Source organism: Veillonella sp. (assembly GCF_041333735.1).
Lineage (GTDB): Bacteria > Bacillota > Negativicutes > Veillonellales > Veillonellaceae > Veillonella.
Map to the genome: position 1 here is coordinate 1,010,759 of NZ_JBGKFB010000001.1, position 12,384 is coordinate 1,023,142.

The following is a 12,384-nucleotide window of genomic DNA, read 5'->3' on the forward strand; positions in this document are numbered from 1 at the left end:
ATAGCGTTCAGTAGGATTTTTTATATCGAACCTAAGCATTAGATACATTATTTGGTTGTGACGATGCTTTCACAAAAGGAAAGATAAAAGTTTTATGAAGTAGCTAGAGCTACAGAAACGGTAGCTTGATTTTGATATAAATAAGAAAATATATCATTATATGTGTGGAGTATATTATAAATTTTTGTAATAGGAGAGAATATGAAGAAAACTATAGGTAAATCCATTTTAGCTGCTATAGCTGTGGTTTTAGTATCTATAAGCTATGTATCCGCAGATACTGTTGCTCAGTCTGTATCGATTAATCATTCTGAGGCCGCATCTAAGTCTAAAAATGTTACGCCAAACATGAATAATGCTTCTCCAATTAAACAAATACCAAGAATGCAATTAGTAGGCTGGCCTATAATGACTCAAGACAGTGCTCGTAACTTTAAGGGGATAGCAGAGGTTACTCACAAATTGCCGTATGAGGCTGAGGCACCTAGTTATATACCTTTTGGATATCAGCTTTATACAGCACGTCTTGATCGAAATGATGTGCTAGAGGTTGTATATTACAAAAGAAATGCACCTATCTATCAGGCTGGGAAAAAATTTATTACTAATGTTATGGCCTATCGAATGGGATACTCCTTGGATACCGTAAGAGATACAGCGTATATTCCTGCAGAGTATAAGGACTATGAATGGTCTGAAGAAGGTGAATCGGGCAAGGTGTATTATACAGGTAAGCCAGGAGTACAATTGATCCGTAGCATTACGTGGACGGAAGGTGGCATGGCGTACTCCTTATTCTTCTTAGAACCTGTGAAAGCAGTTGATGCTGAATTCTATAAGGAACATGTAGTGCCTGTAAAAAATATAGATAGCTCACGTTATGAATTATTAGGAAACTATCCGGTTACGAAGATTTCAAACAAAACAATTGATGAATATAATAAAGAACGAATGATTCCTTAGCAGATAAACTGATGTTATACAAATTGTATTTTGAAGAATATATTGTGTAATAGCGGTAGAATTTGTAATCCCTTATAAAGAGGAAAAAATATGAGAAAAACAATGTATAAGTCCGTTTTAGCTGTTATTGCTGCTGGGTTATTATCTGTAGGAATGGCCACAGCAGAAACGCTAGATACTCCTGATACTACAGATCAGACTGGATCCACTAAAACACTTAAGCTCGGACATAACTTTAAAAATGTTGAGCCTAGAACTGATAGTTTACAGTGGCACTTTCATGATTGGCCTATAGAGAATACAAAAAAGGCGCATACTTTTAACGGAAAGCTATTAGAGGCAGCAAAGAAGCTTCCATATGAGGCTGAGGCACCTAGTTATATCCCTTATGGCTATGAAATCTATACAGTGCGGCAAGACAAAAATGATGTATTAGAGGTTGTATATTTTATAAAAAATTCTCAAACATATCGAGTTGGGAAGAGAAACTCTGGTAGTATTTTCGTTTATAGAATGGGCTATTCAGTGGAAGATGTAAAAGATGTACCGTATGTTCCTGCTGAGTATAAGGACTTTGAATGGTCTGAACAAGGTGAATCTGGCGAAGTCTTTTACACCGGTGATCCAGCAGCACAACTAATCCGTAGCATTACTTGGACAAAGGATGGCATGGCGTACTCCTTATTGTTCTGAGAATCTGTAAAATCAGTTGATGCTGAATTCTATAAGGAACATGTGGGGCCTGTAAAAAATAGATAGTTCACGTAGCAATTTATTTGGAATAAAGCGAAATGTGTGTAACCGTTCGAAGAGGAGAGAATATGAAGAAAATAATAACATCTGCTGTTTTATGTGCCGCGATGGCTACGGCAGTAAGTACCTTTGGGGTGCAGCCAGTTAGTGCTACATACCCGTTAATAGATAAAAATGGCAATACGGTTCCTGTTGAACGAGATGTAGATATAGATAATAAAAAGCTCATCGATGATAATAAAAAACTCTCTGATCGTTATCGTTGGTATGATCAAGTTGATGATTATGATTTAGTTGAAACTAATATTGAGAGTACCGCGCAGGAATTTGGCTATCCTATACAAGTTCCATCTTATATGCCTAAAGATTATGCAGTACGTGATGTAAAGGCCAAGGACCATGACGTATTAGAAATCGTTTATACAGAAACGGACCGTGATGGAGGATTTGGTCCGAAGCTAACCTTCTCTAATACAGATATTGTATATCGCATGGGTTGGGCTATCGATACAGTAGTAAATCCTATATTGGAAAAGACAAAATACAATGCTAAGGATGCAGTCAGCTTTACTACCCCTAATGGGATTTCTGTACATACGTTAGGTTATAGTAAAGACGCTATTCAAATCGCTTATTGGGAAAAAGATCACAAAGTGTATATGCTCTACTTTGCTTCTTCAAGAAACCAAAGCTTTGTAAGCAAAATTGTAGACTCTGTAGGTCCTGTGAGTAACGTAGCTGCTGATGATACTCGACTACGTGGTGACCGCAATGATAAGCAAAATGTTGAAGAAAACGATGCGAAAAAGGTTAAACAAAATGATGACCCGGATTGGCCTCCTTATGAAACGATTGGGTTACCATTGCGTACACATACGAATTCTGTGTGGCCTATACTTACGAGCAAAACCATCGGTTTACCTAGCGGTGTAATTAATGCATCTCATAAGATGTCCTATGACGTATCTGTACCAAGTTATTTACCGTTTGGCTATACATACTATGCTACACATTTTTATGACAATGATGTATTAGAAACTGTATATTGGAAGCAAGGTGAAGAGTATCAAGAGCGCAGTGGCCGTTGGGTAAATCATACTATGGTCTTCCGCATGAGCTACTCTATGGATACTGTATGGCCTGAAGAATATATCCCATGGGAGTACCATGACGTACAGTGGAGCGACTCTACGCCAATAGGGGAGGTTCAATATACAGGGGATGTAGATAAGGGCTTAGTACGCAGTGTTACGTGGTACAAGGATAATATGGCGTATTTCTTGTTCTTCCAAGTGCCTGTGAAAGCATCTGAAGCAGACTTTTATAGAAATCATGTAGTGCCATTAAAAGATATCGATCCAAGTCGTACAGACTTAATTGGTGTAAAAACGATTCGTTAATACTAAATAGTAATAAAAAAAGAACCTATCTCCTAGATATTTTACTAATATCTTTAGAGATAGGTTCTTTTAGTTATTAATTAGAAGAATACGTAACGGATGATAACGAGTACCGCTAATACGTACATAATCCAGTTAACCTCTTTTGCACGACCTGCAATAATTTTGAGTAGAGGGTATGCAATAAGACCTGCAGAGATACCATTAGCGATGCTGTATGTGAACGGCATCAAAACGATAACGAGGAATGCAGGGAAGCCTTCTGTCCAATCATCGAAGTCAATATTTCTGATAGCACCTAACATGAGGGCACCGACAATGATAAGAACAGGAGATGTGGCTGCATTTGGTACCAAGGATACGATTGGAGCCAAGAACAAGCAGATTAAGAATAATACGCCTGTTGTAACAGCCGTTAAGCCTGTACGGCCACCAGCACCTACACCTGCCGCACTTTCAACAAAGGCAGTAATCGTAGAAGTACCGAGCAATGCACCAGCACTAACGCCGATAGCATCGACAGTCATGGCTTTACCAAGACCTGGGAATTTACCAGATTTAGGATCTGCAATTTTCGCCTCTGTAGCAGTACCGATCAACGTACCCATAGAGTCGAACAATTCTACGAAGGTGAAGGAGAAGATAATCGTGATTAAGCCCATGTGGAGCGCACCAGGAATATCTAATTGAAGGAATGCTGCTTTAGAGAAATCAGGCACTGCTAATACAGTGAAGTTCTCAGGCATTGTGGAAAGGCCAGTAGCATAGGATACAATTGTTGTTACTACCACACCAATCAAGAGGGAACCTTGAATTTTACGAGCCATCAATAGAGCTGTAAAGATGAGGGAGAATAGAGCCAACAATGTTTCACCATTGTGCAAATTACCGAGCGTCAAGAGTGCCTCGGATGCTGGAGGTACTAAATTACCATGTGTTTGCACAACTTGGCCTAAGGAGTTTGGAGACAAACTAATAGAAATTGCCATCAAGCCGGATAATTTTAAGCCGATGATAGCGATGAAGAGGCCGATACCAACAGTAATGGCAACCTTCATAGAGGCTGGGATGCCTTCAACGATCATTTGGCGTATCGACGTAAGTGTTAATACGAGGAATACGAGACCGGAGATAAATACAGCACCCAATGCTGTTTGCCAGGACACGCCCATACCGAGAACTACGGTAAAGGAGTAAAAGGCTAAGAGGCCAACCCCTGGAGCGAGGGCGATAGGATAGTTTACGAATAAACCCATAGCAATCGTTACAAGGCCACCACCTAAGGCTGTAGCGATGAGGACTGCGTCTTTATCCATCCCTCCGAGACTAAGAATGTTAGGCGCTAAGAATAGGATGTACGCCATCGTGATAAACGTAGTAATACCTGCTAAAATTTCGGTTTTAACAGTGGTACCGCGCTCACTGAGTTGAAATAGTTTATCTAACATTAGATAACACCCTCCCGATATGAAATTAAAAATTATATCTGAATGAAAATATTTCGATATATGTATAGTGTACCATATTTCCCACCATTTTTTGTATGAATTTATGATATACTATAAATATATTATGAATGATTTAGAGGTTAACTTATGAAAATATCTACTAAAGGGCGTTATGCTCTACGGATATTGGCTGATATTGCAGAGCACGGGGTAGAAAAAAATGTACCAATTCGTGAAATTGCTGAACGCCAAGGATTTTCCGATAAATACTTAGAGGGGATTGTATCTCGCTTATCCTCCGCTGGCCTCGTTAAAAGTGGCCGTGGTAAATACGGTGGATATCGCTTGGTGAAATCGCCTGCTGAATACAATGTATATGAAATTTTATATGCTGCAGAGGACTCCATTGCTCTCGTATCTTGTTTAGAAGATGATGTTGAGCCATGTCCTATGTTTAATGATTGCTTGACTGCTCCTTTGTGGCAGTACTTGCAAGATGAATTCCGTCACGTTATGGAACGCGTATCCTTACAAGATGTAATGGATCACAAATTTCCAACGGAATAAATGAGAGAGTCGCGTTTTATATGCGGCTCTTATTTATATAGAATATAAAAGTATATTGCTATATATACTTTTATATATGAAAGGAGGCAAAGGATGAGCACAACTGCATATGATGCTCGTGGTGGTATGCGCAATGTATGGATTATTACAGCTGCCATGACGGTACTGGCTATATGTTACACCATGATCATTCCGTTTTTGCCTATCTACCTTTTAGAGTTAGGAGTGCCAAAGGCTGATGTAGCACTTTGGTCAGGCCTCGTTTTCGGTATTACCTTCCTCATCGCCGGCATTATGGCTCCTATATGGGGGAAGATTGCGGATAATAAAGGTAAAAAACGGATGGCTTTGCGCGCCGGCTTTGCCATTGCCATTTGTTATGTATTAATTGGTTTAGTTACAGACCAATATCAACTACTCATGGGCCGTGCGCTCGTTGGTTTTGCCAATGGGTTCTATCCAGCGGCAATGACTATGGTGTCCCTCAGTGTTGATGAGAAACAGGTCGGTAGGACTTTAGGCATCTTCCAAACGGGGCTTATCTTGGGTAATGTCATCGGTCCATTTTTAGGTGGCGCCGTTGAAAGTGTAGTAGGCATGCGCCCTGTGTTTTATGTATCTGGTATCGCTGTATTTATTGCCACATTGGCGGTATTGTTCTTTGTGAAAGAACCAAAATTACATGCTAAAGGTGCTGATGGAAAGGAACAGCCGGCTCAACCTACTAAATCTACATCGCTACGTGAAGACTTTAAAGCTGTTCAACAACAGCCAGTATTAGTACGATTGCTTTGGATTTTCTTCTTTATGCAATGTGCTATCATGATGTTGCAACCTATCTTGGCCCTCTATGTCGGGGATATGCAAGGTACCATGGAAGGGGCGGCTATGATCTCTGGTACAATCCTTAGTATCGGCGGCTTAGCAGGATCCTTGACGACTAACCTATGGGTTCGCCTTGGTGAACGCCGTGGCTACTTTAAGACCATATCCTACTGTATGATGGGGAGTGGCATCGTCCTCTTACTTCAAAGCTTGCCAGTGGGCATTTGGTGGTTTGGTATTTTACAAGTCTTAATAGGTTCTTGTATCGTAGGCATCAACCCATCCTTGAGTGCTGCTGTAACACTCAATACGGATCCAAGCTTTAGAGGTCGCATGTTTGGTATGACAACAACAGCCCAACAATTTGGGTCTATGGTAGGACCAGTATTTGCCAGTATTGTATCCACCTATATAGGTATATCCTATGTATTTAGTATTACAGGCTTGTTATTGTTATATATGGCATTCCAATCTAGAAAACTATCTGCCAAGCACGAATAATACTATAAAAGAAAGCTCCACACGAGTATGTGTGGAGTTTTTATTTAGACAGATTATTTAGATAGATTAGATATACTCATTAGGATTGAATAATATGACCAATTTTAATAAGACCGTGAAAATAGGATATAACAAAAAATTATGTTAATCGTTAATCTAAGAATACGGTTTTAGTGCATAATAACTGGCTTTCATACGGTTTTTGTGAATAGCAATCCAATATAGCCGGATTGATTGCTTTTACCAAAATATTGGTATATAGTTAGTTTAAGGTAAGTCATTTGTCTCACCCTGTGGGACGGAAAGGAGTTATTATGGTCCGTATCGGTCATACTGTACTCGGTGAAAAGGGTACAAAGATATGTGTGCCTATCGTGGGCACAACAATGAAAGAAATTTTAGATGCCACTGCGGTTGCATGTAATACACCGTGTCATGTAGTGGAGCTACGCATTGACTATTACGAGCGGGCCCACTCCATTGACGCTATTATTGAACTGTTAATGCTCATCAAGCCTCAATTAAAAGGTCGTGCCTTGTTATTTACATGGCGCACAAAGGGTGAAGGCGGGGAGAAATCTATTTCCACACAAGACTACTTCACAATGTTAGAGCGCATTATTCCTACAGGTTTAGTAGATGCTATCGATATTGAACTCTTCTTTGATCAAGATAGAATGCTCAAAACCATTGAGTTTGCCAAGGTACATGGTATTACGATTATCATGAGTAACCATGATTTTAATGGTACACCAAGTCATGAGGTCATTGTAAATCGACTTATTCAAATGAAAGAGTTCTTGGCAGACGTGCCAAAGATAGCGGTTATGCCGCATACAACGGGCGATGTTCTTACACTACTTGAGGCGACAGCTGAAGTAAAAGCCTTATATCCATCCGATCCAATCATTACGATGGCCATGGGGCCACTAGGTGCTGTTACACGCGCTGCAGGCGCTCTATTCGGCAATGCTATGACCTTTGCCTCTGCTGGCAAAGCATCTGCACCAGGTCAAATCGATGTATATGAACTCAAACGAATTCTTGATACCATCGACGTAGATGGCGTATTCGACGAACAACAACATAAACGCGTAAAAGTACATTGAAAAAGTCGGCGAGAGCCGACTTTTTTATATGTTCATACCTTGTGCTAGTATTTTATTAATTATTACAGTTTTATTTTTTATAGAGTATAAGATAATATAATGTTTTGTGACCATTTTTCGTAAATTTTTCTTATTATATTTTCCGTGATATAAAGGATACCTTTCAGGAAAAATATCAAGGGAGAATGCATTATCAATGATTTCTGACTGATGTTGAAGAATAAGGTTTAAATCTTCTGTTTTTTCCTTTAAAGATAATAGTATATTTCGTAGGTCTTTCTTAGCGATTTTAGATAGTACAATCTTATGTATCATAAGAGAAGACCCTCTTTCTTTAATTCAGAAATAACATCTTCTAAAGGCGTTAGATTACCTTGTTCTATATCTATATATGACAAGTCCAGTAGTTGGTCGATTTCTTCGTCAGTAAGAAAGTCTGCATTCATAGAGTCACAAGCAAAAGGCTTGTTTACTGACTTAGGAATTGCTTTTGAAAATTGTATTTGTTTAGATACAAGTGTAATAGTTTGTGATATAGTTAATCCCATTTCTTTTAAGATAGCTGTTGTTAGTGTCTTAACTTTAGGGTTTATCCGGATATTGAGAATGCCTGTTTTATCAATTTTGTCAAAGGATATTTCTATTTCATTTGCTGTTGATTCTGCGTATGTATTTATAGTATCTGAGGCCTTTAATGTAGTTTTTGGTTGTTCATATGTGCCATTTTTATTGAGTGTGCTTGGTGTAGGCGTATCTTCTGGAGTTGTTGTTGGTAAAGCAATGGCAAATGGGATACGGCGTTCTTTGATGATTTGACGAAATAGTGCATCTAGCATAGATGTATAGGATAGGCCCTGTGCCTTTAATATGCTAGATACTTCTTGCTTTAGATCTTCGTTGATGCGGACTTGTAGGTTTACGGTTTTCATGGTATTCTCCTAGTATTTTTTGATTGTGACTGAAATGTTTTGCTTATATTGTTAATTGTATATTCAAAGGTATTTAAGTAATCAACCCTATTTTGTAATTACATTGTAATTGCAAATGTAATTTTCTACAAATACATATAATACATAGAACATAGAAAAAAGCAGTAGTTATCTTAGGGATAACTACTGCTTTTCAGTTTATATCATTGATGTCATGATATGAGTTTTAGTTTTATCTAGAAAGACCGATGTAAAGCATTCTAAAAATACGCTATACAAGCTCTTACAATAAGTTTGCTTCGAAGTCTTCTAGGATAGCCGCTACTGTTTCTGGTGCATTGCGGTTATGTTCTACGATGCATTGAGCAAAGCTTTCATACATTGGTGTACGAATTTCTTCGAGCTCGCGTAAACGGTCTAGACCTCCACTAGAGAGTACGCGGCCGGTGGTAGATAGGTTTTCTACTGGTTGCGTTAATTGGTAGATACGACCATTTTGTCGTAGGTGCGCGAAGTTTTTAGGCACTGTTACACAGCCACCACCAGTGGAGATCACAAGGCCAGTTTGAGTGCCGAGTTTGGCAATCATTTCTGCTTCTTTTTCACGGAACGCAGGTTCCCCTTGTTCTGTAATATAGGTGGAAATGTCACCGATTTCTTTTTCTAGTTCTTGATCTACATCAACACAAGTGCGCCCCATTTCTTCGCCAAGGGCTTTACCAACTGTTGTTTTACCTACACCAGGCATGCCAATGAGGATGATATTCTCCTTTTCACGTCGCATATCGCGCAAGATTTGCTCGATTTCTTTCGTGCCAAAGCTTTGGCCTTGGAAATGGTTAGCCGCCTCAACGCCTTGAGCTACAAGGAATGGCAAGCCATCACAATGAGGAATTTCCATCATTTCTGCTTGTAATAGTAAAATCGTGCGGCGTGGATTGTAGATGAGGTCTACAACACCTTCCAATTTAGAAAACTGCGTAATATCGATGAGATTGGCTGGATTATGAGGGTACATGCCGATAGGGGTGCAGTTAATAATAATCTGCGCTGTTTCATAATAGTTTGGCGCATCACCATAGAATGGAGCCGTTTTGCGAGATAAATGGACGATATTTTTAGCGCCTAAATCTTCGAGGGCTACGTGAACGGTAGCAGAGGACGCACCATCACCAAGAATGATACATTCCTTGCCAGCTACATCGATGCCTGCATGTTGTAGGGTAAACACAAAACCATCATAGTCTGTATTATAGCCGTGCCATTTGCCATCCTTGCGAACCATTGTATTTACACAACCGATACGTTCAGCACGAGGATCCACCACATCACAAGCTTCAAGGGCATTTACCTTGTAAGGAATTGTAATGTTGATGCCTTGTAATTCTGGATCAGCGAAGAACTCTTGCAATTGGCTTGGTTCGCGTTCAAATAATTCATAATTTGTATTCCCTAACGCACTATGAATGCGAGGGGAGAAGCTATGGCCCAACGTACGGCCAAGTAAACCAAATTTCATAGGACCTCCTAGGTCAATATACATAGAATGGCTAATAGGCTGGTACCTATTAGCCATTGAAATTTTATAACTATATTCATTGTACTATATATGCCCTTATTGGCACTAGTACGGATGAATATATTAGTTTTCTGGATAATTACCGAGCAAGCGGAATTTATCTTGGGATGTGTGAAGCTCTGCTAAAACGGACAATACCTTTGGATCTGCTAAGGAGGCTTCTAAATCGAGGTAGAACAAGAACTCAAAGTTATGGCCTACGATAGGGCGAGACTCAAGTTTTGTAAGGTTTACGCCGATGTTAGCAAACTTGGTAAGCAATGTACCAAGGCCACCTGGAGCATGGCTTGCTGTGGTTACTACAGAGATTTTATTAGCCCCTGGGTATACATGGAAGTCCTTGCTAATACAGATAAAGCGGGTATAGTTGTTATCGCTGTTTTGGATGTTGCGCATCAATGGAGACAAGTTGTACAAGTCTGCACATTGAGGTGCTGCGATAGCGGCTACACCTGGATCGTCACTGGCTGCTACTAACTGTGCAGCACGCGCTGTGTTATCAAAGGAGCGCAATTCTACACCTTCTAATTTTTCTAGGAAGTGACTACATTGGCCCAATGCTTGTGGGTGAGAGATGATAGTATGAATATCCTCTAGTTTTGTGCCTTTTTTCACGAGTAGATCGTGAGAAATCCATAGGCGTGTACCGCGTACGATATAGCATTTACGATCCTCTAGAAGGTCATATACTTCTTTTACAGAACCATTGGAGCTATTTTCGATAGGTAATACACCGAATTGACATTCGCCAGACTCAACGGCATCGAACACGGCGCGGAAGCCTGTTACGTAGTGAATTTGGCTAAGTGGTAATAATTTATCGCATGCCACTTGTGCATTGCTGCCAAATACGCCAGCACAAGCTACGCTGCCTCGTTGAGGAGGCAAGGTAGGGGATTGCTCAATGGCTTTTTTCATTTTTACAGTGAACTCATTATCTTGGAATAATTGTTCAGACTGGTACGTACGGCTCAAGCTGAATAATGCTTCGAAGAAACGACGCGCATATAGGTCGAGGTCAGGACCTGCATCTCTCGTTACTTTGTCGAGAATATCGCGCTCCCGTTTAGCATCGTAAATGGCCTTATTCATTTCTTTCTTTGCCGCTGCTACGTCTTTGGAGAGTTCCATGCGCTCTTTGAATAATTCGAGCATCTGATCGTTTATGTCGTTAATTTTAACGCGTACTTCATCTAAGTTCATGGTCAATATCTCCTAAGAAATCAAGAATAACGAGGGCTGTTACGGCTTCGATAACAGGTACTGCACGAAGCGCTACACATGGGTCATGACGACCTTGAATGGTGAGCAATGTGTCCTCTTTTCGGGAAAGTGATACAGAATGTTGTTCTTTATAAATGGATGGTGTTGGCTTGATGCCTACTTGCATAACGAGCGGTAAACCGTTGGTAATACCGCCTTGGATACCACCGCTATTGTTAGTTGTTGTTGTAATCTTGTCACCGTTCATGGTGAAAGCATCATTTACTTCGGAACCAAGCTTAGCACACATGTCGAAACCACCGCCGAAGGATACGCCCTTAATAGCAGGTACACCAAAGATAACGCGAGCTAGTCGGTTTTCAATGCCGTCAAAGTTTGGATTGCCAAGGCCAATTGGTAGGCCTGTAGCAACGACTTCAACGATACCACCGGTAGAGTCGCCGTCCTTTTTGAGCTGCATGACCAAGTTTTCTACTTCGCTACGTTTTTGTGCATCCACCATAGCAATCGGCTCTGTAGCGATGCTAGCTAATGCTTTCATATCTGGTTGAACCATATCGATAGGAGCATCTTGGATCGTTCCCACTTGTTTTAAATGACCGTGGATTTCGATACCTTTTTCGCGTAATAGTTGAAGGGCGATGCCACCAGCTACGCAAAGAGGTGCTGTAAGGCGAGCTGAGAAATGACCGCCTCCGCGCATATCTACCTTGTCGCCGTAGCGCATGCGCGCCGTGAAGTCCGCATGAGATGGGCGAGGGATGTCGCGCAAGTTATTGTAATCGCTAGAATGCTGCGATGTGTTGCGGATCATAAATGCCAATGGAGAACCGCTGAGCATACCATCTACGATACCTGCTAAGAACTCAGGTACATCGGCTTCTTTACGTTGCGTTGTTAATTGATTTTGCCCTGGCGCACGGCGCTTTAAAAAGGCTTTTAATTCATCGATATCGATGGTATGTCCACAAGGTAGACCCTCTACAATACCACCGATGGCGTACCCATGAGAGGCGCCGAAGGTAGATACCTGTATGGTTTTACCGAAATTAGATGCCATTATATTAACTCCTACTATATAGTACG

The 12,384-nt window shown here is 40.5% G+C and carries 12 protein-coding genes; 6 read left to right on the forward strand and 6 right to left on the reverse strand.

The window, feature by feature from the left end; translation table 11 throughout:
- The first annotated feature begins 201 nt into the window (after positions 1–201).
- The 3 genes from ACDF53_RS04470 (at position 202) to ACDF53_RS04480 (ending at position 3,116) form a co-directional block, all read left to right on the forward strand.
- Positions 202–963 carry a hypothetical protein gene (locus ACDF53_RS04470; protein ID WP_370815622.1) on the forward strand — a complete coding sequence of 254 codons (762 nt, stop codon included), beginning with the start codon at positions 202–204 and terminating at the stop codon, positions 961–963.
- A 90-nt stretch (positions 964–1,053) separates the two neighbouring features.
- Positions 1,054–1,656: a hypothetical protein gene (locus ACDF53_RS04475; protein WP_370815623.1), complete on the forward strand. Its 603-nt coding sequence runs from the start codon at positions 1,054–1,056 to the stop codon at positions 1,654–1,656.
- 128 nt (positions 1,657–1,784) lie between these two features.
- Positions 1,785–3,116 carry a hypothetical protein gene (locus ACDF53_RS04480; RefSeq protein WP_370815624.1) on the forward strand — a complete coding sequence of 444 codons (1,332 nt, stop codon included), beginning with the start codon at positions 1,785–1,787 and terminating at the stop codon, positions 3,114–3,116.
- 80 nt (positions 3,117–3,196) lie between these two features.
- Here the strand turns inward: ACDF53_RS04480 and ACDF53_RS04485 are convergent, their stop codons facing one another.
- Complete coding sequence (locus ACDF53_RS04485) at positions 3,197–4,564, reverse strand: NCS2 family permease (RefSeq protein WP_295221938.1); 1,368 nt, start codon at positions 4,562–4,564, stop codon at positions 3,197–3,199.
- 147 nt (positions 4,565–4,711) lie between these two features.
- On the opposite strand from ACDF53_RS04485, the gene ACDF53_RS04490 reads away from it, so the two are divergent.
- The 3 genes from ACDF53_RS04490 to aroD all read left to right on the forward strand — a co-directional run bounded on the left by ACDF53_RS04490 (position 4,712) and on the right by aroD (position 7,566).
- A complete protein-coding gene (locus ACDF53_RS04490; protein ID WP_005385239.1) occupies positions 4,712–5,131 on the forward strand; it encodes an Rrf2 family transcriptional regulator in 420 nt (139 codons plus the stop codon).
- Positions 5,132–5,224: 93 nt separating this feature from the next.
- Positions 5,225–6,457 (forward strand): MFS transporter, encoded by a 1,233-nt coding sequence (locus tag ACDF53_RS04495; RefSeq protein WP_370815625.1) that lies wholly within the window; start codon positions 5,225–5,227, stop codon positions 6,455–6,457.
- A gap of 314 nt (positions 6,458–6,771) precedes the next feature.
- Positions 6,772–7,566 carry a type I 3-dehydroquinate dehydratase gene (gene aroD / locus ACDF53_RS04500; RefSeq protein ID WP_295793932.1) on the forward strand — a complete coding sequence of 265 codons (795 nt, stop codon included), beginning with the start codon at positions 6,772–6,774 and terminating at the stop codon, positions 7,564–7,566.
- A gap of 24 nt (positions 7,567–7,590) precedes the next feature.
- On the opposite strand, the gene ACDF53_RS04505 is transcribed toward aroD, so the two are convergent.
- The 5 genes from ACDF53_RS04505 to aroC form a co-directional block, all read right to left on the reverse strand.
- Positions 7,591–7,881, reverse strand: coding sequence for a type II toxin-antitoxin system RelE/ParE family toxin (locus tag ACDF53_RS04505; protein ID WP_105089808.1), 291 nt, complete (start codon positions 7,879–7,881; stop codon positions 7,591–7,593).
- Positions 7,878–8,495: a type II toxin-antitoxin system RelB/DinJ family antitoxin gene (locus ACDF53_RS04510; protein WP_105089807.1), complete on the reverse strand. Its 618-nt coding sequence runs from the start codon at positions 8,493–8,495 to the stop codon at positions 7,878–7,880. The genes ACDF53_RS04505 and ACDF53_RS04510 overlap by 4 nt, the downstream gene beginning before the upstream one ends.
- Positions 8,496–8,778: 283 nt before the next feature.
- The gene (locus ACDF53_RS04515; RefSeq protein ID WP_370815626.1) at positions 8,779–10,014 is read right to left on the reverse strand and encodes a shikimate kinase; all 1,236 of its coding nucleotides are present in this window, start codon (positions 10,012–10,014) and stop codon (positions 8,779–8,781) included.
- Positions 10,015–10,137: 123 nt separating this feature from the next.
- Positions 10,138–11,277, reverse strand: a complete 1,140-nt coding sequence (locus ACDF53_RS04520; RefSeq protein ID WP_005385244.1) for a bifunctional chorismate mutase/prephenate dehydratase — start codon at positions 11,275–11,277, stop codon at positions 10,138–10,140.
- The gene (aroC, locus tag ACDF53_RS04525) at positions 11,264–12,358 is read right to left on the reverse strand and encodes a chorismate synthase (protein WP_370815627.1); all 1,095 of its coding nucleotides are present in this window, start codon (positions 12,356–12,358) and stop codon (positions 11,264–11,266) included. The genes ACDF53_RS04520 and aroC overlap by 14 nt, the downstream gene beginning before the upstream one ends.
- Positions 12,359–12,384: the final 26 nt, after the last annotated feature.